Origin of the sequence: Psychrobacter sp. S4(2024) (assembly GCF_036861305.1) — a bacterium.
Taxonomy (GTDB): Bacteria; Pseudomonadota; Gammaproteobacteria; order Pseudomonadales; family Moraxellaceae; genus Psychrobacter; species Psychrobacter cryohalolentis.
Genome location: NZ_JAZAQR010000003.1, coordinates 294,912 through 317,201 on the forward strand (window position 1 = coordinate 294,912; position 22,290 = coordinate 317,201).

Consider the following 22,290-nt stretch of genomic DNA (forward strand, 5'->3'; position numbering starts at 1 on the left):
TTATTTAACCAGTTATAGGCGCTAAGGTATGCGCTGTAAGTGTTTGGCTATACTGATCGCTTTAACTTCTTTTTGAAACGGTTTTTTTCTTGAGCGTGTCATGGTGTGTGCTGATATGCGGGGCGGTTGTTTTATTTCAATTCATAGCCCCCCGTCAATCATAATGCCTGCTCAATACTTGCCTGCCTGTGCTTCGTTTGATGACTTCACTTTATGACAATCTTTGCATAATACTTGTAGATTGCTGGGGTCGTCTGTCCCTCCTTGTGCTTCATTCACTATGTGATCGCATTCCATAATGCCTTTTTGCATTGATACTAGCCCGCAATGCTGGCACGTATATCTATCTCGCAATAGTATCTTTTCACGTAACAAGCGCCATGCATGACCGCGTGATGCACCCCAACGGCTTAAAGAAGTTTGTACGTGTGGTGTGGTTGGCTTTTGTTTTAATGTCTGTAGCTTTGTCTTGAGCGTTGTTAACCTTGCCATATCTTATCCTACTCTTATGCTGTGTCGTTTGTTCTTACATTATAACAAGGGCTTAATGATGGGTTTTTTGGACTGCCAATATAGTTTTATACCTACAAAAAGTCGCTAAAGTTGCTAAAGTTCGTTCTATCCCTTTGTTTATAAGGTGCTTGGCTTAGCTTGCGACCTGCTAAGGGTCGCTAAAGTTGCTATAGTTCCGCTAAAGTTCGTCTGTGTTGGCTAAGTTTAGCTAAAGATTAGCAAGTCTAGCAATGCTTAGCAGCGGCTCAGCTAAAGTAAAGCCCTTAACTGGTAAGGGCTGTAGGTAAGTTTAGCAAGTTTAGCGGCTTTTACTGGTCGCTAAACTATAATAAGCTTGGGGTTAACATACACTAAACGCCTGCGGCCTTCGCTTTCAAGTCTAATATGTCCCATGCTTTCAAGATCATCAAGTAAGAAGTTTAGCTTTTTACCTCTTAGTGCATTGGGTGCATGCTGTGTCACAAAAGACTTGTTTAATACCGCTGGGTTTTTACCTTTGGCTTTGTCTATTAGCCATATGCTTAGCTTTTCAATGTCGGTTTGTTCACCGGTTGGCGTTGCATCTTGATAGCGCAAGCGTTCGGCCGTTGAGTATTCCACCAACATAAAAGCCCGTTTAATGTCATCTGTAGTAATGGTCTTACGCTTATCAAAGAATGCTATCAAGGTGGCTATGCGGCTGGCATTTTCTGCCATACGTGAGGCATACGCTTTTAGATACTCTAACGGCATGTTCTTGGCTTGCTGGTTCTCTATTGCCTGCATATGCTCATAGAATACTTGTTCTGTCTGCTTATCTTGCCAGCGCATCTTAAAGCGTTTAGGTGCTCCTTTGTCATCGGTGGGCGCGTTACTGTCCACGGGGTCTAGTAGGTCTTTGCATCTGTCCCAGTAAGCTTGTAGGTCACTATCCATAAGTGGGCTTTGCTGTCTGCGTTCTATATTGTCCCATGTTCTATAACCTTGCAAGCTGTTAGGGCATGCAATCAAGGCCCTTGCTAAAAAGCCTTGCTGGTTCATCATGTCATCAGTTAAGGCCGGTTCTAATATGATGCGTTGAGCCATTAACATTAATGTCATACGCACGTTATAGGCTTTGGTGCGTGGGTTGGCATAAGCGTTCTTTTGTGATCGTGTCCGGTTCACTTCGCCGCCGCTGTAAAGGTCGGTAATGGCTGCCAGTGCGTTACCGGCTGTGTCACCTTTCATTGTATGACCATTAAAGAATTGGGCCGCGTCATCAGTTGACCATGATGCGTCTGTTATTTCACCATTCACAAACTTATCGAGTACCGGCTCAATAGTGGCATCTTTGAATAGCCGTTCGGGGTTATGGGGTGCTGCCTCGTTTGCTAAATACTCTTTGAGCTCTGCACCTTTCAAGCTGGCAAGCTGTGCTTTGTGCTCCTCATGCCTTGTTATATATTCCTCATATTGTTTCTGCTCATACTCTTTTATTTTATGGTGGCTTAAGTCCATAGCTTGCGTTTTGCCGCTGCCACTTTCACCCTCAGTAATTAAAATCAGGCTTGCCGGCATGTGCTTATAGCCAATAGGTGCATCAACGTGGGCCTGCCCCATGTGGGCTAGTGCTCCTAAGATACATTGACCGGCCATAGCATCAGGTACTTGTTGATAATAAGCTATTTTCTTAATGACCTTTTGTAGCAGTCCGTCCCATGCTTCTATTGGGTAGCGTGTCGGTTTGCTGGGGTCACTTGATAGCGGTTCAGGTGTGGGCCATGCTGTGCTTTTTAGGTCAATAATTTGTGTATCATCAAGGGCTAGCATGGCGGCATAGCTTAATTGACCATATTCTAAGTGCTCTAATACGGTACGTTCACTGGTAATAATGGCCCTCACATTTGAGCCTATCAATGGCTTGGTAAACTTGTCTTTAACGTCCGCTGTGGTCATAACGGTAACGGGTGCATCTTGTGAGAAATGTTTAACCATGTCATTAAATGACCACTCATCACGGCTAGCTAGTATCGTTACCGGTTCACCTAGCATGAAATAAGACAGTTCTACGGCATCAGCTATATTATTAACGGCTATTCGTTCGTGGGTGTTATCCATCGTGCCAATGATAAAAGCGGCCGTTTCAAAAGGATCAGTAATTACATAGTCTTTGGGTTTGCCGTTTGGTGGCATGCATAACAAGTTTACCGGCTCATAGTCTTTGTTATGCAATACTAGGCCCACCATGCCAGTGGTTAGCAGTTCACCTTGATTTACTGACAAATTAGCCTTAATATCTAGTAGTCTGTTAGGTTCTAAAATATCATGTAATTTCTTTAGCAGTTCGTCATCTTGTAGCGTTTGCGCCGTTGCTGGTTGATGTTCACCTAAAATGCTAACTAAGCCCGCCTTGCCGCGGGTTTTTTCTTGGCTGTCTGTTTGCTGTGTAGTGTTCATCTAGTCCCCCTTGCTTGCAACTGGTTCGGCTTGCGCTGCTCTCTATATTTTTTATAGTAGCTTTTGCGCTTGGCGTGTTTACGGCTTTGCTTTGGTGGGTAGGTTTTCACTATTTTCCCTCCTTGCCGTAACCTGTCATTGCTAGGGTTTCTTTGATTGAATTTACTTGTCTTTGTAATAGGTCATACCACGTTACGGTAGCGTCATGCGTTAATCGTGCCATTGATATAGCGGTGTGAGTGTCTATTTTCTCGTAGTGAATAAGTCCTAGTAACTGACCAATATCACTTATGACAATAGCCGCGCTTTCAATGTCGCAAGCAATATCTCTTAAATCAAAAGCAGATATTAAAATCACTTCTTTATCGTTTGCTTCGGTGGTGTCTATTACTGTGCGTTGGCTGGTAGGTATGCCACTGTATAGCGTATTAATCGCTTGCTGATTGGCTGGGGTATTTTGGTATAGACTTGGCTGAAAGTCGTCTGTTTCGTTTTGGCTGGCACGTACAAAGTAACCGTTACTATCATAGTAAAAATAACTGCCTTCAAATTCTAGCGTCAAATTATTGCGCTTGCCGTATGGGTCATTTGTTAGCATAAAAGGGCTGTTGCTTAATGACGGGCATAGAACGCTGTCACCTGCCTTGAATGTGGTTTTTAGATTGGTTTTGTTATCGTTGCTCATTTCTTACGTCCTCCACGTTAAAGGCGATTTCTGCTATTTTTACAGATAGATTTTTTAGCGACTTCACTTGTCGGCTGCCTGTAGGTAACAAGCTGCCTAACATCTTGGTTTCTAATTCGGCTATTTGGGTCATGGTATTAATGAGGGTCACATTGGCGTGTAAGGTAATGATTAACTGGTCTATAAAGTCATCAGGTATCATCAGGTAACCCTCTTTTTTTAGCCCGTCCATAACTTCGTTTATAAAGTCGTTATCATTCATGGTCTGTTGCCTCCGCTTGGTACGGTAATGCGTGCTCACAAAACATGTCGCTAACAATACCTGCCAGCTCACTATTGGCATAAAGTGCTGCTTTGACCGCCACAAGTACGCCTTGGCTAACATCGTCTTTTGTATTGATAGCATCTAGCGCGGTGGCTAGGTGGTCGGTATCGTTATAAATATCTTGTACGCGGTCATTCATAAGACGTAAGTAAAGGCTATCCACAGTTACTAGGCGGCTGGCTGGGGTGTCGATTGATATGCTAGGGTGGTTATTCATTTAGTTCACCTCACTGTTAGATAGTTCGCTTTCAAGTAATGTTTGTTCATCAAGCCAATAGAGGGCAAAACGCTTTTCATTGTGCGTTACCATCTCGCTTTGAATGGTTAGCCCTGCGGTTCTTAGGTCATGTATGCGCTGTGCTAGGCATGTGATTTGATAAAGGCGGTATGCGTCCCATGTGGTGATCGTTGCCCCTGTCATCAGGTGTGCTCTAACAGTGTCAATCTGTGTTTTAGGTGCTGGCTGGTTGGTCACTGGGGCGGCGGTGGTGGCTGTAATAGTCATAATTAAACCCCTTCGCTAACTGATTGCTGATTTTCAATAAAGCGCAAAATATCACTATTCCTAAACATTGGAATACCGTTTATATTGATTGGTTTAGGGAATTTATCAGCTTTCCACCAGCGTCTTAGTGTTTGGTGATGAAGTCCGATTAGTTCGGCTGTTGGCTGAATGCGTGAATAGCCTTGCGGGTTTAATGGGGCTGGTTGCTCATCTCTAGCTTGGTTGCTGTCATTGATGGTTGCATTGACTTGTGTCATAAAATATCACCTGTTAGTTAATGGTTAATAACAGTTGATATAGTAGGGGTGTGGGTGTTTACGGGGAATATCTATACAGCGTAAGCAATACTGTTTACGCTGCATTTAGTAGTGTTTGCAATGCATACTGTATTTTCTGTCGATTAATTAGTAAAAACTCCCTTTCGTGCTTTGCTCAAATGATCTCTAATAGTTTCAAATTCTAAGTCTTGATCGTTATGGTACTCATATATCCAATTTGCCACGGCTTTAATAGTTAGGTTTTTGCCTAGTTCATTTTGACGGCTTTGATCTAATTCTAGATACTTAATTCTCAATTGCTCTACATGACCCTGCCATCTTGCATCAGCTGCTTTTTTACCTGCGTCCTTATACTTACTGGCCATAATGTCATTTTCTATATCTGTAGTGCTTTTTAAGTTTTTGTAAGTTATGCCACGCTTATAATATTGCATAGCCTTGTAAATATTATTAGCCTTTAGGAATTTATCAGCTAGTTGCAGATTTGCAAATGCCATATATTTATTAATTATTGTGTCATCTTGCCAGCCTGTTATAGCAGTGGTTGACAGCTCTTGTATTGGCTCAATATTACCAGCCTCTACATATTCATCTAGACATCTAAACATTTCACCTAAAAAAACTCCATAGGGCATAGGCCAATTATGTTTAGGCGCTTCAAATTGAAACTCCATAGCTTGAATACTTATGTCATTTTCGATTATATCTTGTAAGTTATCTAGTGACTGGAGGTTATATAATTGCTTCATACTCTACACACCTTTACACACCTTTATATAAAATAAGGTGCAAGGCGCTGGCTGCTTTAAGGTGTGTGAATAGCTGCCGTTCGGGTAATTAGTCCTAGCCTTGCAATTGGTACTGATAGCCCTTGAGCTATCAAAACTGGTTTATCTGTCTGTTACTTGGCTTTAGCCGTGTTTTTGTTTGGCTGCTTTTTTGAAGTCTGCACGGATCACGTTATCAAACTTGCCAGCCTTAATATCGTCTAAGTAGTTGGCCCATGCTGTCATCATGTCTGCTCTTTGTTCTAAGCCTGTCATACGGTTGTATGCTGTGCCATATGCGTTAAGCATGCGGTGGCCTAGTGCCAGTTCGGTTATCAGTTCGTCATAGCCTAGTCGCTCCATTAGCATAGTTTTTGCGCTACTTCTAAAGCCGTGTGGGCTATGAATGTCTTTATAGCCTTGTCCGTTGTTCATTAGATCACTATTCAATACTTTATTGATTTCTTGTGTATGGTGGTAAGGCTCTTTTGTGCGTCTAGGGTTATGAAATACATAATCGCTATCACCTGTAAGCGACTTCATCTGCTCTAATAGGGCAATGGCTTGCGGTGCTAGTGGTATAACGATACTGGCTACCATGTCGGCCCTGTTACCTGCTTTTTGTGGCTTAAGTTCCCATTGTTTTTTAAACCAGTTAATATCTGCCCACTTCATAGCGCACATGTCACCAACTCGAACAAACGTTAATGCTAATAGCTGCAATACGCGCTTATTGTGTAGCTGGCTTGCATTGTCTAAGCGGTCAATATCTTTTAGCAGTTCGGCAAACTCTTTAGGGTCTGTTAGTGCTGCATGATGTTTTACTTTGTGATTAATAAGTGTTCCTTGTAGGTCGCTGGCTGGGTTGTACTCAATAATCATATGAGCCTTAGCAATCTGTAGAATACTTTTTAATATGGTTTTGACCTGCAAGCCTTTATATGAATATGTTTTTTGTATGTCCTTAATAAACTTAATGACGATACTAGGGCTGATATCTGTCACTTTCATATGGCCAAGTCTTTGCTGGATTGGCTTTATCGCAATGTTAATATTTTTGATACTAGAAGGTGATAAGTTTTTGCTGTGCTGGATTTCTAACCATTCATTGATGAAATGATTTAACGTGTTTTGACGATCTGTTATGTCTTTTTGCTTTTCACTTTCTCTATGCTCTATTGGGTCTATGTCTTTGGCTAACAGTTGCATATTGTCGCTGTGATATTGACGGGCATCGGCAAGGCTTAACGCTGGGTATTGTCCTAGCGTCATGTAAGGGCGTTTGCTAGTGATGGGGTGGGTATAACGGTGTCTAAAATCGGCTGTAGCGTCTGGGCTATCTTTGTGTGGTCTTATGCGTACCTCTAAGCCTTTATAGCCAGCTATAGGATAACTGATAGTCTTGCCAGCTTTGATAGTGTCTTTGATTGCCCGTTTGATTTGGGTATCGGTTGTTAAGTCTATTTTGATTGTCATCTTATCACCTGCAAACTGGTAGCCATTTTGGTAGCCATTTAATTGGCTTTTTCACACTTGCACTAATGTTATCACAAGTGACATATTAGCACTAAAAGCACGTTAAATAAAGGCTTTGAGCTTATCAGGTTTTATCAGGCTTTATCAAAATACGCCATCTGCGGATGGTCTTTTTTATAGCTGTTATTGCAACAAATGATAGATAAATAATAGACACAAAAAAGCCAGCAACTAAGCTGGCTTTTTCTATTTATGATATTTAGCTCATAATTCTGCTAAATTAGAACTGTTTTACAAAGGCAACGCCATAAGCCCAAGGACTGATGTCGATTTTGCCAATGTCAGTACCATTTAAAGTAGCGTCAGTTTTGATGTCCATATAACGGGCATCAATACGGAAAGACTCAGTGGCAGCAAATGGGATATCAAGTCCTATATGACCAGCAACACCAACGCTATCATCAAGCTTTAATTCAGTACCTGTAACATTTGCTTTTTCTTTAAAGAACATCGTGTAGTTTACACCAACACCCACAAACGGTTTTACATTCATAGGTAGGTTATAATCATCGAAGTGATATTGTAGAGAAAGCGTTGGTGGTAAATGCTGAGTTCTACCAGTGATCTCATTATTTAAGGCATCAGTTAAGGTAAAGTCATGATGAAATGGAATGGCAGCGAGTAGTTCAACACCAACGTTATTAGCGATAAAGTATTCACCACTGATGGTTGGACGGACATCGCCATCAATATCTACAGCATAGTTTGTGCCACCTATAGTGACATCACCATTATCATTTTTAGGATCAACATAATGCGCACCAGCGGCAACTGTCCAAGTGCCTGCAGGTACAGCAAAAGCAGTGGTCATAGTAAGTGCAGTAGCAGCGGCTAAAACTAGGGATTGTAGTTTCATCGTTTAATTCCTCAACGTTTAGATAATGGTCGCTAGCTCATGAGGGATGTCATAAGTTAGCAACATATAATGTTAGGCTAGGGATTAACCTGTAACATCTGCTATCTATTATAGTACAAATACCTTACTAGTAGTAAGGTTTTAAGCGGAACGTTCAGATGTTTATGCGTAAAGTTACAATGAGAAAGGTTTGGATACGTTAAAGTTTATGGCATAACCTATTTTGATTGTAGGTTTTTGCTATTATTGATATGCCATTATTTTATAAAGGGATCGGTTATCTATTATGCTTGGCTACTGTAGTAATTCTCCACTGCGCTGTGACAACGCTCTCTCATTGATAGTGTTAGACCAAATAGATTCTTGTTGCCCGATCTGTGGCTTATCCTTGTTACCTGCCCAAAAACGTAGTCATGAGTGGCGCGCTGAAGAGCGGTTATTGCGCATAGCGTTTTTCGCCGTTGCTATCATATTGGTCTTGGTTGTCTATATTTATTATACAAAGTTAGTATAATCAGACTCTCATAACGGCTTTTTTGTTCATCCAAGCTCGGTGTTACACCGCATAGGGACGGCATGCTATTTCAATCTATACGGCGCTTGCGTCTTTTTGTCTATAATATTTTGCAAAACGATGAGCATGATACGCTCTTTAGTCGCTGTGTTGATTATTTCCTTATTTTTTTGATTATGGCAAATGTCACTGCGGTGATTGCAGAGTCTGTTGATACTTGGTACTACCCTTATCAAGAATACTTTACGTGGTTTGAAAATTTTTCTATTGTGATATTTTCTATTGAATATTTGCTTCGCATATGGAGCGTTGCTGAAGCCAAGCCAAGCAATACTACATGGCGACAGCGCTGGGATTGGCTAAGAAGTCCATCTGCATTGATTGATTTGATTGCCATTGTACCTGCGTTTTTGAACTTCTTTGTCAGTATAGACTTGCGTTTCTTGCGTATTTTACGTTTGTTTCGTATTCTTAAATTGACTCGTTATTTTGCCTCATTGCGTATTTTGTTGGTGGTTATTAGTAAGGAAAAAGGTTCCTTCCAAGCGGTTATTTTTATCTTAATAATTATGATTGTGACCGCTTCTAGTGGTATCTATCTAGTAGAAAATCATGCACAGCCAGAGGAGTTTGAATCGATACCAAAAGCCATGTGGTGGGCGGTAGTTACTCTAACAACGGTAGGTTATGGTGATGTGACGCCGATTACCAATGCTGGCAAAATATTAGGCGCTATCATTACTATATTGGGCGTTGGTTTAGCAGCGTTACCTGCTGGTATTTTGGCAACTGGTTTGGCAAATGAGCTCAGTCAGCGCCGTGAAGAGCTTGAGCAGGATTTCAGGGGACAGCTGATTGATAGTGATTTTGATTTGGTGCAAAATCAAATGATGATTGAAAAAATTCGCCGCGAGCTTGGCTTAGATAAAGAGCAAGCGCAGGATATTGTGCTGCAAGTGCTGCGTGAGCAAGAACTTGAGCGCCGTGAAAGAGACGTGCAGCAAAAGAATTTTTGTCCACATTGCGGTGAGCGCTTATAGTAAAGGACTAGAGTCAGGGAAAAGTAATATTGATACATCAAGTACTGCTGATATTAATTTTTCTTGCTTGCTGTGCCTACGCAGACAGAGGCTGCAAAAAATTTATACCAGCAGTACTGTAGCGTTTTTAAGATATTTTAACTATGCCAGTTATCACAGGCTTTCTTCTGTATCGAATCGCCTATATATAAAATAAAAAATGGTCAATGGCTTTGTATAGCGATTGACCATTTTTAATTAAGCGCGGCACATCCTTTTAGCCATAGATGGCTTGCGGGATCGGTAGGGCACGAGCCAATTCATGCGCCACTTGTTGCGCCGCTATTGCCAAATCTGTTACAGGGAGTGGCAGGTTCTGTAACGTTAGATGCCAGTCATCTACTTCTCGGCGCAAATGGGCGACCCACAGCGTCACGCAATCACGTGGCAGCTGCTTTAAATTGACCTCAAAAGAGCGGTTACCTTCATCATCACTGAGATGAATCTCGCCTTTTTTAACTCTGGTAAAAGGTTGTCCGTAATAGGAGTTGGCAATCAAAGCAATATGCGTGATATGAGCAGGGATTTCATCCAGATATAGTCTGATTTGCTCTTGATCAAGCGGTGCAAGATACATCGCTTGGTCGCCGCGGTCTTTACCATTCAAACTATCGCCTTGATGGCATATCGATTCGGCTTTGTCGCGCAGCTGTTTAAACCAAACAATATCGCTGATGGTGCAGTTGTCATCATATAACACGCAAGCCAAATCAAGATCCATGGAGTTTGCATTTTTATTAAAACGCTTCTTCAATTTTTTAAATAAGCCTGTCTGCTCAACCTTGGTAAATTCATAATTGAGACCAAAAAACAAAGTTCCTGCGTCCAACCCCAACCCTCTTAAGCTGTCTGAAAGTAGTGGCGATGGGGTAGTGGTCGACATAATAATCCTTTTGATACTTGGTTTTTTTATGAATGAATTAGGTAGATGTAGAAGCTATAAAAGTGCTTGTAAGAATGGCGTAAAAAATTAGATATCTTCCACTACTTTATCTAATACCGCTTGATAAAGTAGCTCTGGTTTGGCGTTTAGCAGCCCATTACCAAAACCTCGTAACCACCAAACCAGCTGAGAAGTTAGATTCACCGTTGCTTGTATGGTTAAGGTTTCATCGTTGTTGATAATAACAATTTGGTCATCACTGAGCTTACTTTCTGTTAAGCTTTTGCCTGCTTGTTTGGTAAATTGTAGCTCAATCGCTGTATATTTGCCATGATTGGGCAGTTGGCGGAATAAGGGGTGGCTAAAGCCCATACCACCTGCGTCCAGATAGTTATCTAGCTGAAAATTATCAGGCGTTTTTGCTGCGCTCTCTAATATCTCAACACTGGCAAATCGATGTAGGGCAAAGGTGCGAATGATAGTTTCGCTATCATCAGTGCGGGTCGCGAGCAGATAAATAACCACCCCGCGTTGGATAATGGCAATAGGGTTTAAGGTATATTCGCTGGCTTGGGATTTGTTGCTACGGGTATAGCTGGCTTTGATTTGTAATTGATAAAATAAAGCATGATAAATATTATCTTTACTGTCCAAATCAATATGTGGCGCAATCAAAGGCTGGGTCGCGGGTTCAATACGAACCCTATCAATCCATGAATGGGTTACTTTGCTGTTTTTAAGTTGGCGACGTGCCAAATCAAACCAAGGAAATAACTCATCTAAAATAACTGGCGGTAGCAGCTGGCTTAGATTGGCTTCCACCATATTAAAGGCAACCGCTTGTGATAGATTCATATGCGGCAAGCTTTGTAGCGGCGCATCGTCTTCCCAGCGCCAACCTTGTGGATTGGCGTTATTTTTTTCGATAGGAAAACGTTTGGCAAGGGCGTTTAAGTCGCGCTGTACTGTGCGCAAACTGATATCAAAACCTGCCAGTATCAGCTGCTCGTAGACATGAGTGGTGCCGACCCAGCGATTACGTTGTAATTGCGACAACACTTGCCACTGCCGCGCTGTTGTCGCAGCGCCATGACGACTATCGGCTGCATCATCAGCGGCTTTATTGTCTGAAAGTGCAACAGCGTTTGCTTGCTCATCAGTAGCCTGTTGAGTGTCGCGATTATCGTTGTCAGTATGAGCAATGTCGGTATGAGATACAGTCATGAAAAGATAACCTTTGTAATGTCACGATTATAAAGTCAGCGGGTTATTCACATTAGTATGAGCATGAAAGGACATCGGCAGATGGTTATTATATAGCATTGCAGAGAGCACCCTAATATCTAGCGTGCTTCATCTATAATAACTTCTTCTATGATGGTGTCATTGTCCCCTTTAATAAGCTGTTCTTTAATAGCCTTTTCTTTCTTAGAGACTTTATTCTTATCTTCTTTTTTTTGGCGTTTGGCTTGGCGTTTCTTTTTGGCTTTCTTTTTTGATTTTTTATCGTCAATATCATCATCTGTGTTTTGGTTTTCATCCCATAGCATCAAACGACTTAAGACTTTACCGAACAGCGTCTCTTTACGGTAGCGACTTTTCTTATTCACTGTATCGACAGGTAATCCCGTCATTAATGTGAGCGCTTCACTGAGCGTGTGCACCCCATATATATGAAAGCTACCAGCTTTGACAGCGGTAATGATATCGTCGCGCAGCATAAGCTGTTTGACGTTTGCCATAGGAATGACCACGCCTTGCTGTCCAGTCAATTCTTGCTCGCGGCACGCATCAAAGAAACCTGCAATCTTGGAATTGATGCCGCCGACGGCTTGTACTTCACCAAGCTGATTCATAGAACCTGTAATCGCAAGAGATTGATTGATCGGTACGTTTGCTAAGGCAGATAATAGGGCACAGCCCTCGCTGACAGTCGCGCTATCACCATCAATATGTGCATAGCTTTGCTCAAAAGCCAGTGAGGCACTAAAATTTAGCGCATGGTGCTGACTAAATAACGCTCGTAAGTAGCTCGTCATAATCAGCATACCTTTGGCGTGCAAGCTACCGCCCAAATCAACATCGCGCTCGATATCTAGGATTTCACCCGTACCGATATTTGGCTGAATGACCGCTGTGAGACGGGCAGGCATGCCAAACTCACTATCGGCATAGCTTACCACTGTTAAGGCGTTGACTTGCCCAACTGCCTCTCCTTGAGTTTGAATAAGCTGCTGACCGTTTTTGAGCTCATCCCAATAGAGGTCGCGCAAATATCCTGAGCGCTCATCCATATCTTCAATAGCTTGTACCACATGTTTGGCACTGACGATATCCTGTCCGCCCAAACGCGCATGGCGATTGGATTCATGCAACAGCTTAATAAGCAAATCACTGTGCAGACTTAGACGGTCTTGGTCTTCTGCTTGCAGACTTAAATGCTCAAGTAGAGCAGCTTGTGCCCTTCTATCAAATGGATAAAGATTGGCGTAATCGATGATGTCTGCCATCTTTCCGACCAACGCGAGTTCGTGCTCATGAGTGCGCACTACATCATCGTGGAAGTCAGCACGTACCTTAAATACTGCATCAAACTCTGGCTCAAGCTCCAGTAATTCGTAATACAAATCAGCTTCACCCAATAAAATGACCTTTATATCAAGATCAATGGGCGCAGGCGATAAGGATAAGCTACCTGTTAAGGTCAGCATTTGTTCAAGACTTGAGAGTTTAATTTTACGAGACTGTAATGCACGCTTAAGACCTTGCCATGCATAAGGATGTTCAAGCAGATGACTGGCTTCAAGCAGTAAGTAACCTCCATTAGCGCGATGTAAAGCGCCGGCACGAATCATGCTGACATCGGTCGTAACCGTACCTAATTGAGTGATCTGCTCTACATGACCTAATAAATTTAAGTGAGTAGGCAAGTCTTCAAAGATAACGGGCGCACCACTATCAGGCTCATGACTGCTAATAACATTGACCGCATATCTACTAGGCGTCGTGGCGAGCAATGCCGTTACAAACTCTTCATCATCTCCATTAACGATACGCTCGACATGAGTAACCATATCGGCAAAGACTACTTTTAGATACTCAACGACCAGTGGTTGAGCACTGAACTGCTCATAAATAGGGGTAAATAACGGCTGTAGTGCTCGCTTGGCAATATTGCGATGTAGCGACTCGATGGCATCATTGGCTTCATCTTCTAATTGCTCTAAAGCAATCGTCAGCTGACTCAGACGTTTTTGCATATGATTTTTTTGAGCGAAATTATTTAGCTCAGTTTCATATTCGCTGCTATATGAACTATCATTAGCCTTAACATCACTCTCATCGGTGCTAGCGGTCGCCGCTTCCTTATTGTCATTGATAAGGGTATTGTTTTTATGACTATTAGAGAGTTTGTTTTCTTTATCATCCATATCGCTCGTTTCTGTTGCAAGCTGGCTTGGATGAACAAAAACGGCTTTATTATCAAACGGCCGAAACGTTAACGCTAGATCATACTGCTTGCCCTCAGCATTGAGCACATCATAGGCATGACTTTCCTTTTGATGTGTGTCATTTTTGATGGCTTCTATCTTGCTTTGATACTGATCGCTGCGAAAGCGTTGACTCAGCCGTTTTTTGGCTTGTTGCCACAAAGTATTGACTTGGTGTTGCAAGACAGCGGCCTGACCAGCAGGTAAGCGCAGTGCCAGTGGCGTCCGTGGGTCAGTGAAGTTGTGTACATATACCCAATCATCCGGCGTCGGTGCATCGGCTGCGATAAGACTGAGCAAGCGACTAATCACCGTACGTTTACCCAAACCATTCTCGCCAGCCGCAAACACATGATAGCCACTAGCATGAATATCGAGTGCCGTATGCAATGCCTTAAGCGCCCGCTGTTGCCCAAAACCAATATCTAAATCGGGTGCGCTACGAGTATCGGCTGGCAGCAGACTGGGTTTACTATAGCGCTTAAGCTGGTTTGTCGCGACGAGGCAGCGCTGACTGACTTCTATGAATATAGGGTGAGGTGTAATAGGCGCATCAGTAGCGTTAGGGTTATTTTCTTTTTCTACCGACTTACGGACCGTTTTTTTACGTTTTAAGCTTTTATCCAATTTCTTTTTATCTAAGGAATTCTTATCCAATGATTCCTTATTGGCTGAGGGCTCTTTATGGGGATGCTTGTTACTTGAGTCACTAATAGGCATCATAGCCTCTGCGGTATTATCGCTAATGTCTTGTTGGTCTTTATTCAGGGGTATGTTTGTCTGTTCTGTCATAGGAATAGGGTCAGTCGCTTAAAAGTATTAAATGATGATTGATTTTGGTTTTTTTGATGGGGCAATGAATACATTAGCATTTATAGTAATAGAACATCTTACAAGATATCGCTGTTTTTTGAAGCAATCATTGAGCGCAATTTTGTATCATAGGCGATTATGCCTTAGCCAATAAAAGTTTACTAATAGTAATTATAAAACGATAATAGTAGAACAGTTAAAGAAGAATAACAGCTCAGTATAGCCGTAGATAGTATAAGATGACGCACATTGGCGCAATCTGCAACTATTCAATAAGCAGCCTGCATGATAAAATAGACGGTTCACATGTCAAAAACGGATAAACCCTTGTATGTCAGACTCCACTAAAGCTTCTTTATCCTCTGCTAACATGGGTAATATTCATATTGATCCGACAGGCTTTGTAAAGCTTGGCGCACAATTACCGACATTGGCGAATATCTTAGCGCAAGCAATAGACGAGTTGGGTCTAACATTGAATGCCCAGCAGCAGCGCAGCTTATTATTGTATTTAGACCAGCTTTTATTATGGAATAAAGCGTATAATCTGACCGCGATTATTGATCCGGTAGAAGCACTTATCAAACATGTTATCGATTGTTTGGCTATTATAACCCATTTACCCTCGGGGTCGCTGCTCGATATTGGTACGGGTGCCGGTTTGCCGGCAGTGATTATTGCTATTTGTCAGCCTGAGCGCTCATGTACAGCGCTTGATAGCAATCAGAAAAAAATCCGCTTTATTAAGCAAGTGAGCAGTGAGCTTGGTTTGAGTAATATGCAGCCTATCGCATCGCGCATTGAAGCGCACGAGGCAAGCTATGATGTGATTACTTCTCGAGCATTTGCCAGTTTGATAGATTTTGTTGCAGTTGCCGAGCCGCGATTGGCAGATAATGGCTATCTATGTGCGATGAAAGGCAAAGCGCCAAGTGAAGAAGAGTTAGACGCTTTAAGTAACGATTGGCAGTTTAAGACCATTAAATTAAACGTGCCACGTTTACATGATAGTCGTCATTTAATTGAATTGTCTTATAAAAATGTCTAAGCTATGAGCACAGCATTTACCATGAAACTATCTTTTTTATGGTAAATGCTGTGCTCATGTTTATGTTTTTAGCGAAAGCGCGTGTTAATAAAATTAGTAACAGATCCTAATTAAATTGAGTGAGTGTATGGAAATCATAGCGATTGCGAATCAAAAAGGCGGCGTGGGTAAGACCACAACGGCGGTAAATTTGACCGCCAGCTTGGCTGCCAAACGCAAGCACGTACTGCTCATTGACTTAGACCCACAGGGTAATGCGACCAGTGGTACGGGTGTCGATAAGAATGAGTTGGCACTGACGATAGCAGATGTGCTCCTTGATGGGGTGGCTTTATCTGACGCTATTGTTAACAGTCCGGCAGGATTCGATGTCATCGGTGCCAATCGTGATTTGGCGGGTATGGACATCACTTTGATGAGCAAAACCAACAGCCATGAGTTATTTAAAACGGCAATGGCAGATTTAGTTGAAGCTCAAAAAGCGGCACAAAAACTTGCCTATGATTATGTGATTATAGATTGCGCGCCCAGTTTAAATTTATTGACAATTAATGCGTTGGTAGCGACTGATAGCGTTATTATTCCGATGCAATGCGAGTATTATGCACTAGAAGGCTTGGCGGATTTGTCTCAAACGATAGAGCGTTTAACAGAGTTGAACCCTAAGTTATATATTCGCGGTGTGGTCAGAACATTATTTGATGCACGCAATACGCTCGCCCGTGATGTGTCTGCTGAGCTGGAAGCGCACTTTGGTGAGATCATGTATCAAACCATCATTCCAAGAAATATCCGTTTGGCTGAAGCGCCTGCGCATGGTCTACCGGTTATTGCTTATGAGAGATGGTCAAAGGGCGCACGTGCTTATCAGAAATTGGCCGCTGAAGTCATGAAACAAAGTCGATAGTTATGTGGTTATAAGAGAAAATGATCGATTATAAAAAATAATGGATCACTGGAGTAATCAGCCAGATAAAAAAATTGTGCACATCGTATTTATTATTGAATTTAAAACATTTGGCTTTTATTTTAGCGTTAGAGGATAGGTAATCATGGCGAAGAAAAGAGGGTTGGCTGCCAATCGAGGTTTAGACGCCTTATTAGGGTCAATCAAAAAAGAAAAGCAAATCACCGCCTCTGCCTTGCAAGACGATATAGCTGTGCGCGAGCATGCTTTACCAGCTGATCCAATAGAGACAAAAGCGACGGTCAAAACTGCCGCTAATGCAAAATCTACTGCCGCTTCTGAGTCAAAAGATGCCAATCAACGTAAAGCTCGTACACCGCGCACAATAAGTAAAAATACTGCCAATGGCAATCGTGTAAACGTGAGTGAAAGTAACGGATCTGAAGACCAAATCAGTTTGGTGCAAATCGATGTTACCCGTTTGCAGGCTGGTAAGTATCAACCGCGTCGTGACATGAGTGAAACGGCACTGGCAGAATTGGCATCTTCTATCGAACAGCATGGTGTCATGCAGCCTATTGTTATTCGTCCATTACTCGCCACAGAAGATAAAAGCGAAGCTTTTGTTACGCACGAGATCATCGCCGGTGAACGCCGCTGGCGTGCGGCGAAAATGGCAGGCAAGTCAGTCATTCCAGCGATTGAGCGTGCTTTGTCAGATGAGCTGGCGATTGCCCTCGCATTAATTGAAAATATCCAGCGTGAAGATCTATCCGTGATTGAGCAAGCAGCAGCATTACAGCGTTTTCATACTGAATTTGGTATGAGTCACGCTATGATTGCTGAAGTCGTGGGTAAAGCACGTACTACCGTATCAAACCTTCTGCGCTTAAACCAGTTGCACGACACGGTCAAAGATCATCTAGCTACTAGCGCCTTAGATATGGGTCATGCGCGTACGCTTTTAGCGTTATCATCTGAGCAGCAGCCTATCATCGCTCAAAAAATCATCGATGGTGGTATGACGGTACGTGAAGCTGAAAAGCTTGTTAAATCTATTTTGCATCCAGCGCCAAAAGCCAGTCGCACCGAACAAGTGCAATCTCGTGATGTCGAGCGTTTGACGCAGCGACTAACAGATATGCTTGGGGCTGAAGTGAAACTTAAGCACAAAAAAGACGGGCAGGGTAGTGTTGAGATATTCTTCCACAGTCAAGATCAATTAGCCGCTTTAATTAAGCATATGGAAGCACAGGCTTAAAATATTGCGTGTGTATTTAATCTAATGCTTATTTAAATAATCTTGATGACCGCTATTTTTATCAAAATATAAAAGAGAGTTGATATGTGGGAGTTGGTAAAAGCGGGTGGTTGGCTGATGACACCTATTGTATTGTGCTCTATTTTAGCATTAGTGATTATTATTGAGCGTAGCCATACCTTACAGTTTAACAAGGTTGCCCCAAATAGATTGCGTGAGCAGCTGATTACTCGCCTTCGTGAAAATGGTGACATTGGTCGTACGCAGCTGATGAATGTCAAAGAAAAGACTGCGCTAGGTGATATCCTAGCAACGGGTTTGCTCTATCGTCAATACGGCTTAGAGTCGATGACGATGCATATGCAAAATCGTGCCAGCGTACAAGTCCATCAATTAGAAAAAAACATCAATATGCTTGGTACTATCGGAGCGATTGCCCCTTTACTAGGCCTGTTGGGTACAGTACTGGGTATTATCTCATCGTTCTTAGCGATTACTGATGGTGCGATGCAAGACCCAACGATGCTTGCTGCAGGGGTGTCGCAAGCTCTGATTACGACTGCGGCTGGCATGATAGTTGCCATCCCAGCGTTGGTAGCCTATCGCTATTTTCAGCGCCGTATCATCGATATCAATGCGCAATTTGAAACCCAAGCAGGATTGATGGTTCAAGAGTTGTACGATTATCAATTGTTAGAAAACACCCATATTCCTAATACATCTAAGCAAGTTACTCATGCTGCAGTAGATGCTAGCATAAGAGATCAGCACTCAATTGACGGATTTGATTTAGATAAAACGGCAACGGCCACTCTATAGTTATGTTTTTAGCAGCGCCATAATGGCATTGTGAAAACGCTATATTGGTCAGATTAGTATCGAATATCACGACTATTGAAGAGAGTGACATGCGCTTTAGAAAACCAACCGTTGAGCCGCTTGAAATTAATCTGACCCCGATGATTGATTGTTTATTATTTTTAATCGTGTTTTTGCTACTAGCAACCTCGTTCAATCACTTTAGCCGCTTAAATATTATTTTGCCTGAAGCGGAAGGTGTGGCACTGACCGACGATAAAAACAGTATTGAGGTAGCCGTGCAAGAAGATGGCAGCTATTTGGTCAATGGTATTACCCTTGCCAGCAGCAATGAAGCTGAACTCACCAGTATGTTGCAGCAAGAGGCGGGCAGTAATCGTGATATGCTATTTGTGATTGCCGCTGATGCCAATGCCACACATCAATCAGTGGTAAGAGTGATGGATATCGCTGGTAAATTGGGCTTTTTAAATATAAACATTAGTACCGTGGTACCACTTGGTCAAGCGTTACCGCAATAAATCTGAATAAGCTTGGCTTATAGCGTGTTTTCAGTATTAAGCACCATCACTCTTTTTTATGGCTATATACATCATTGCAAGTTACTGCTTTATCAGTGCCATTCACTCTCGTTCTTATACCTATATTGAGGCTTTTATGAGCCAAGCTTACCAACCTGACTCTACAAAAACTTCTGCTAAAACACCAGTAGCACCAACAGTGGTGACCTTAAATCCGCCTAAACGCAAGACGCTCATGCGTTTACTGGCTTATTTAAAACCATACTGGTGGGCAATATTACTCACCATTATCGGTTTTGCTATTAATGCCGCCACCGAGATTTGGATTGCCAAACTCTTGCAATACATCACTGATGCTATCAATCAGAACGATCAAAGTAAGCAAGATTTATTTCCGTTTATTATTGTGATGTTGTTCTTTGTGCGCGGTGTGGGTAGCTTTTTGGGTAATTACTACACGGCATTGGTATCGCGAAACTTGGTCTATGAGCTGCGCGTAGAGGTGTTTAATAAGTTACTGCGTTTGCCAAGTTCATTCTATTTGGCCAATCCGGCAGGGACGATTTCGTCTAAGCTTATTTTTGATGTTGAGCAGGTGACCGCTGCTAGCACCGATTCGATGAAAACATTATTACGTGACGGTCTGACCGTGGTTGCCTTGATGGGCTTTTTGCTTTATAGCAACTGGCGTTTGACTCTGATTTTATTCGTTGTGCTGCCACCGATTTTATGGCTTATCCGGGTTGCCTCAAAGCGTTATTTGAAGCTTTCCAAGGGTATTCAAGAAACGATGGGTGATGTCAGTCATATCACCAATGAAGTCATCAATGGTTATCAAGTGGTCAAAAACTATGGCGGACAAGTATACGAGTCTAAGCGCTTTGATGTGACGTCTAAGAAAAACCTGCGCCAAGGCATGAAGGTTGTTGTGACCAATAGTATCAATACCCCAGCAGTACAGTTATTGATGGCAATGGCAATGGCAGTCGTGGTTTGGCTAGCATTACGCCCTGCGGTGATAGACGATATCTCAGCAGGTCAGTTTATCTCTTATATCGCAGCAGCAGGTCTTTTAAGTAAGCCAGTACGCTCATTGACGGATGTCAATCAACAGTTACAGAGAGGGCTGGCGGCTGGTGAATCGATATTTGCTTTACTAGATGAGCCGGAAGAAGCAGATACTGGTGTGCTTAGCCCTACCTTGGCAGGTGAGATTAAACTGGATAATGTCGGCTTGGTTTATCCAGATTCAACTGTGGCACTACACGACTTTAATTTGGATATACGTGCAGGCGAGACAGTAGCGCTCGTTGGACGTAGTGGCGCGGGTAAATCATCTTTAGTCAATTTGCTCACACGCACGTTAACCACTTCTTCAGGGCAGATTACGCTCGATGGTATGCCCATTGAAGACATTAAGCTTGAAAGCTTACGTGCCCAGATTGCGATGGTCAATCAGCAAGTGGTACTGTTTAATACCACTGTGTTTAATAATATTGCTTATGGCAGTTTGGCTCATAAAACCCCAGCTGAAGTTGAGCAAGCAGCAAAAGATGCCTTTGCTCATGATTTCATTATGCAAATGCCAAATGGCTATCAAAGTGAAATCGGTGCTGAAGGTTTACAACTCTCTGGCGGTCAGCGTCAGCGTCTATCGATTGCACGTGCTCTGCTAAAAGATGCGCCAATTTTGATATTGGATGAAGCTACTAGTGCTTTAGATAATGAGTCAGAATATTATATACAAAAAGCGCTCGATAATATTATGAAGAATCGCACGACACTGGTTATTGCACATCGATTAACGACGATTGAGTCCGCTGACCGTATTGCTGTACTAGATGGTGGTCAGATTGTTGAGCTTGGTACCCATACTCAGCTGATGCAATTGCATGGTCATTATGCGCAGATGTATGCGCGTGATTTTGAATCATTATGAATATTGAAACGATAATAACACGTGCATGGCAACGTGAAGCGGCTTGGCTTTGGCTACTGTTGCCAGTAAGTTGGCTGTATGCACTGTTGATGGTACTGCGCCGCCAAGCTTATAAAGCAGGTATTTTTTCCAGTTACCGTGCGCCTATTCCAGTTATGGTGATTGGTAATATCACGGTGGGTGGTAGCGGAAAGACACCATTAATTATTGCTTTGGTTCGACATTTGCAGCAGCAAGGCATTAAAGTAGGGGTTATCAGTCGAGGTTATGGCGGTGATAGCAGCCAGATGCCAGCATTGGTTACTACAGAGAGCCTCCCTAATGTGGTCGGTGATGAGCCATGTCTCATTGTTAATACGACAGGGACAGCCATGGCCGTATCTCCTAATCGTCAGCTAGCGATTGCTATTTTGCTAGAGGCTTATCCAGATCTACAGCTGATTATAGCTGATGATGGTTTGCAACACTATGCGCTGCAACGTGATATTGAATGGGTTGTGGTAGATGCGGCGAGAGGGTTTGGGAATAAACAGTTGCTACCGACAGGATTTTTACGTGAACCCATTTCACGATTAAAGGGTGCTAATGTCATTTATCATCACAAGCCAGACGCATCATCGATATACAATAAATCTGATCATAATACCCTTCTAACTGAGCATTTAACGATGCATTTACAACCAGATGATTTAGAACTGTTGTGGTCATCTAATAATCAGATGGATAATTTAGCCGTAGTAGCCATGGCACCTGAGAAAGGCAGTCAGGTACATACGGTGAGCGGCATTGGGTATCCTCAGCGTTTTTTTGATACTTTAAATGCGCTTGGTTTTGAAGTTATTCCGCATCCTTATCCTGATCATTATGACTTTAGTCTGGATGAACTGTTGCAGTATACTGACCATCCTATTATTGTCACCAGTAAAGATGCCGTGAAAATAAGAACTTCGATAATGCAAGCAATTATTAATCAAGCGCTGAGTGATGAGTATAAAGAGCTGGTCAGCAGATTATGGGTATTGCCAGTGACCGCAGTATTGTCAGACAGTTGTTACGAGAGTTTACAACAGCAATTGCAAACCTTGGACATCGATATAAGCATGAGAAAGCAATAATATAGCGTTTATCATAT

21 protein-coding genes are annotated in these 22,290 nt (G+C 42.4%); 8 read left to right on the forward strand and 13 right to left on the reverse strand.

Features of this window, described 5'->3' with window-relative positions; all coding sequences use genetic code 11:
• Positions 1-171: 171 nt before the first annotated feature.
• The 10 genes from VLA57_RS09155 to VLA57_RS09200 form a co-directional block, all read right to left on the reverse strand.
• A complete protein-coding gene (locus VLA57_RS09155; protein ID WP_333954826.1) occupies positions 172-492 on the reverse strand; it encodes an HNH endonuclease in 321 nt (106 codons plus the stop codon).
• Positions 493-831: 339 nt separating this feature from the next.
• Positions 832-2,931, reverse strand: a complete 2,100-nt coding sequence (locus VLA57_RS09160; protein WP_333954827.1) for a DUF3987 domain-containing protein — start codon at positions 2,929-2,931, stop codon at positions 832-834.
• Positions 2,932-3,040: 109 nt separating this feature from the next.
• Positions 3,041-3,616, reverse strand: coding sequence for a hypothetical protein (locus tag VLA57_RS09165; protein WP_333954828.1), 576 nt, complete (start codon positions 3,614-3,616; stop codon positions 3,041-3,043).
• On the reverse strand, positions 3,603-3,878 hold the full coding sequence (locus tag VLA57_RS09170; RefSeq protein WP_333954829.1) for a hypothetical protein: 276 nt from the start codon (positions 3,876-3,878) through the stop codon (positions 3,603-3,605). Before VLA57_RS09170 ends, VLA57_RS09165 begins: the two co-directional genes overlap by 14 nt.
• The gene (locus tag VLA57_RS09175; RefSeq protein ID WP_333954830.1) at positions 3,871-4,158 is read right to left on the reverse strand and encodes a hypothetical protein; all 288 of its coding nucleotides are present in this window, start codon (positions 4,156-4,158) and stop codon (positions 3,871-3,873) included. Before VLA57_RS09175 ends, VLA57_RS09170 begins: the two co-directional genes overlap by 8 nt.
• Positions 4,159-4,446 (reverse strand): helix-turn-helix domain-containing protein, encoded by a 288-nt coding sequence (locus tag VLA57_RS09180; RefSeq protein ID WP_333954831.1) that lies wholly within the window; start codon positions 4,444-4,446, stop codon positions 4,159-4,161.
• Between the two features lie 2 nt (positions 4,447-4,448).
• Positions 4,449-4,703, reverse strand: a complete 255-nt coding sequence (locus VLA57_RS09185; RefSeq protein WP_333954832.1) for a helix-turn-helix transcriptional regulator — start codon at positions 4,701-4,703, stop codon at positions 4,449-4,451.
• Between the two features lie 143 nt (positions 4,704-4,846).
• Positions 4,847-5,473, reverse strand: a complete 627-nt coding sequence (locus VLA57_RS09190) for a hypothetical protein (RefSeq protein ID WP_333954833.1) — start codon at positions 5,471-5,473, stop codon at positions 4,847-4,849.
• A 162-nt stretch (positions 5,474-5,635) separates the two neighbouring features.
• Entirely contained in the window at positions 5,636-6,967 is a 1,332-nt protein-coding gene (locus VLA57_RS09195; protein WP_333954834.1) for a tyrosine-type recombinase/integrase, read from the reverse strand.
• Between the two features lie 280 nt (positions 6,968-7,247).
• Positions 7,248-7,883 carry an OmpW/AlkL family protein gene (locus VLA57_RS09200; RefSeq protein ID WP_133104146.1) on the reverse strand — a complete coding sequence of 212 codons (636 nt, stop codon included), beginning with the start codon at positions 7,881-7,883 and terminating at the stop codon, positions 7,248-7,250.
• Positions 7,884-8,459: 576 nt separating this feature from the next.
• On the opposite strand from VLA57_RS09200, the gene VLA57_RS09205 reads away from it, so the two are divergent.
• On the forward strand, positions 8,460-9,437 hold the full coding sequence (locus VLA57_RS09205; protein ID WP_020443260.1) for an ion transporter: 978 nt from the start codon (positions 8,460-8,462) through the stop codon (positions 9,435-9,437).
• 256 nt (positions 9,438-9,693) lie between these two features.
• Here the strand turns inward: VLA57_RS09205 and VLA57_RS09210 are convergent, their stop codons facing one another.
• From VLA57_RS09210 to VLA57_RS09220, 3 genes are all read right to left on the reverse strand, one after another.
• Positions 9,694-10,359, reverse strand: coding sequence for a TerD family protein (locus VLA57_RS09210; protein ID WP_133104147.1), 666 nt, complete (start codon positions 10,357-10,359; stop codon positions 9,694-9,696).
• An 87-nt stretch (positions 10,360-10,446) separates the two neighbouring features.
• A complete protein-coding gene (locus tag VLA57_RS09215) occupies positions 10,447-11,583 on the reverse strand; it encodes a helix-turn-helix transcriptional regulator (RefSeq protein WP_133104148.1) in 1,137 nt (378 codons plus the stop codon).
• A gap of 119 nt (positions 11,584-11,702) precedes the next feature.
• Positions 11,703-14,642, reverse strand: a complete 2,940-nt coding sequence (locus VLA57_RS09220) for an AAA family ATPase (RefSeq protein WP_133104149.1) — start codon at positions 14,640-14,642, stop codon at positions 11,703-11,705.
• A 352-nt stretch (positions 14,643-14,994) separates the two neighbouring features.
• Between VLA57_RS09220 and rsmG the strand changes: the two genes are divergently transcribed.
• The 7 genes from rsmG to lpxK all read left to right on the forward strand — a co-directional run bounded on the left by rsmG (position 14,995) and on the right by lpxK (position 22,273).
• Entirely contained in the window at positions 14,995-15,711 is a 717-nt protein-coding gene (gene rsmG, locus VLA57_RS09225; protein WP_133104150.1) for a 16S rRNA (guanine(527)-N(7))-methyltransferase RsmG, read from the forward strand.
• Between the two features lie 127 nt (positions 15,712-15,838).
• On the forward strand, positions 15,839-16,618 hold the full coding sequence (locus tag VLA57_RS09230) for a ParA family protein (protein WP_133104151.1): 780 nt from the start codon (positions 15,839-15,841) through the stop codon (positions 16,616-16,618).
• Positions 16,619-16,763: 145 nt separating this feature from the next.
• On the forward strand, positions 16,764-17,879 hold the full coding sequence (locus VLA57_RS09235; RefSeq protein WP_133104152.1) for a ParB/RepB/Spo0J family partition protein: 1,116 nt from the start codon (positions 16,764-16,766) through the stop codon (positions 17,877-17,879).
• Between the two features lie 84 nt (positions 17,880-17,963).
• Positions 17,964-18,698, forward strand: a complete 735-nt coding sequence (locus VLA57_RS09240) for a MotA/TolQ/ExbB proton channel family protein (RefSeq protein ID WP_133104153.1) — start codon at positions 17,964-17,966, stop codon at positions 18,696-18,698.
• A gap of 89 nt (positions 18,699-18,787) precedes the next feature.
• On the forward strand, positions 18,788-19,219 hold the full coding sequence (locus VLA57_RS09245) for an ExbD/TolR family protein (protein WP_020443268.1): 432 nt from the start codon (positions 18,788-18,790) through the stop codon (positions 19,217-19,219).
• A 136-nt stretch (positions 19,220-19,355) separates the two neighbouring features.
• Complete coding sequence (gene msbA, locus VLA57_RS09250) at positions 19,356-21,158, forward strand: lipid A export permease/ATP-binding protein MsbA (RefSeq protein ID WP_133104154.1); 1,803 nt, start codon at positions 19,356-19,358, stop codon at positions 21,156-21,158.
• The gene (gene lpxK / locus VLA57_RS09255) at positions 21,155-22,273 is read left to right on the forward strand and encodes a tetraacyldisaccharide 4'-kinase (RefSeq protein WP_133104155.1); all 1,119 of its coding nucleotides are present in this window, start codon (positions 21,155-21,157) and stop codon (positions 22,271-22,273) included. Before msbA ends, lpxK begins: the two co-directional genes overlap by 4 nt.
• Positions 22,274-22,290 lie beyond the last annotated feature (17 nt).

What these genes read in the sequence shown, in the direction of transcription:
- VLA57_RS09155 (WP_333954826.1), bottom strand. Translation starts at nt 492, where the DNA reads ATGGCAAGGTTAACAACGCTCAAGACAAAGCTACAGACATTAAAACAA.
- VLA57_RS09160 (WP_333954827.1), bottom strand. Translation starts at nt 2,931, where the DNA reads ATGAACACTACACAGCAAACAGACAGCCAAGAAAAAACCCGCGGCAAG.
- VLA57_RS09165 (WP_333954828.1), bottom strand. Translation starts at nt 3,616, where the DNA reads ATGAGCAACGATAACAAAACCAATCTAAAAACCACATTCAAGGCAGGT.
- VLA57_RS09170 (WP_333954829.1), bottom strand. Translation starts at nt 3,878, where the DNA reads ATGAATGATAACGACTTTATAAACGAAGTTATGGACGGGCTAAAAAAA.
- VLA57_RS09175 (WP_333954830.1), bottom strand. Translation starts at nt 4,158, where the DNA reads ATGAATAACCACCCTAGCATATCAATCGACACCCCAGCCAGCCGCCTA.
- VLA57_RS09180 (WP_333954831.1), bottom strand. Translation starts at nt 4,446, where the DNA reads ATGACTATTACAGCCACCACCGCCGCCCCAGTGACCAACCAGCCAGCA.
- VLA57_RS09185 (WP_333954832.1), bottom strand. Translation starts at nt 4,703, where the DNA reads ATGACACAAGTCAATGCAACCATCAATGACAGCAACCAAGCTAGAGAT.
- VLA57_RS09190 (WP_333954833.1), bottom strand. Translation starts at nt 5,473, where the DNA reads ATGAAGCAATTATATAACCTCCAGTCACTAGATAACTTACAAGATATA.
- VLA57_RS09195 (WP_333954834.1), bottom strand. Translation starts at nt 6,967, where the DNA reads ATGACAATCAAAATAGACTTAACAACCGATACCCAAATCAAACGGGCA.
- VLA57_RS09200 (WP_133104146.1), bottom strand. Translation starts at nt 7,883, where the DNA reads ATGAAACTACAATCCCTAGTTTTAGCCGCTGCTACTGCACTTACTATG.
- VLA57_RS09205 (WP_020443260.1), top strand. Translation starts at nt 8,460, where the DNA reads ATGCTATTTCAATCTATACGGCGCTTGCGTCTTTTTGTCTATAATATT.
- VLA57_RS09210 (WP_133104147.1), bottom strand. Translation starts at nt 10,359, where the DNA reads ATGTCGACCACTACCCCATCGCCACTACTTTCAGACAGCTTAAGAGGG.
- VLA57_RS09215 (WP_133104148.1), bottom strand. Translation starts at nt 11,583, where the DNA reads ATGACTGTATCTCATACCGACATTGCTCATACTGACAACGATAATCGC.
- VLA57_RS09220 (WP_133104149.1), bottom strand. Translation starts at nt 14,642, where the DNA reads ATGACAGAACAGACAAACATACCCCTGAATAAAGACCAACAAGACATT.
- rsmG (WP_133104150.1), top strand. Translation starts at nt 14,995, where the DNA reads ATGTCAGACTCCACTAAAGCTTCTTTATCCTCTGCTAACATGGGTAAT.
- VLA57_RS09230 (WP_133104151.1), top strand. Translation starts at nt 15,839, where the DNA reads ATGGAAATCATAGCGATTGCGAATCAAAAAGGCGGCGTGGGTAAGACC.
- VLA57_RS09235 (WP_133104152.1), top strand. Translation starts at nt 16,764, where the DNA reads ATGGCGAAGAAAAGAGGGTTGGCTGCCAATCGAGGTTTAGACGCCTTA.
- VLA57_RS09240 (WP_133104153.1), top strand. Translation starts at nt 17,964, where the DNA reads ATGTGGGAGTTGGTAAAAGCGGGTGGTTGGCTGATGACACCTATTGTA.
- VLA57_RS09245 (WP_020443268.1), top strand. Translation starts at nt 18,788, where the DNA reads ATGCGCTTTAGAAAACCAACCGTTGAGCCGCTTGAAATTAATCTGACC.
- msbA (WP_133104154.1), top strand. Translation starts at nt 19,356, where the DNA reads ATGAGCCAAGCTTACCAACCTGACTCTACAAAAACTTCTGCTAAAACA.
- lpxK (WP_133104155.1), top strand. Translation starts at nt 21,155, where the DNA reads ATGAATATTGAAACGATAATAACACGTGCATGGCAACGTGAAGCGGCT.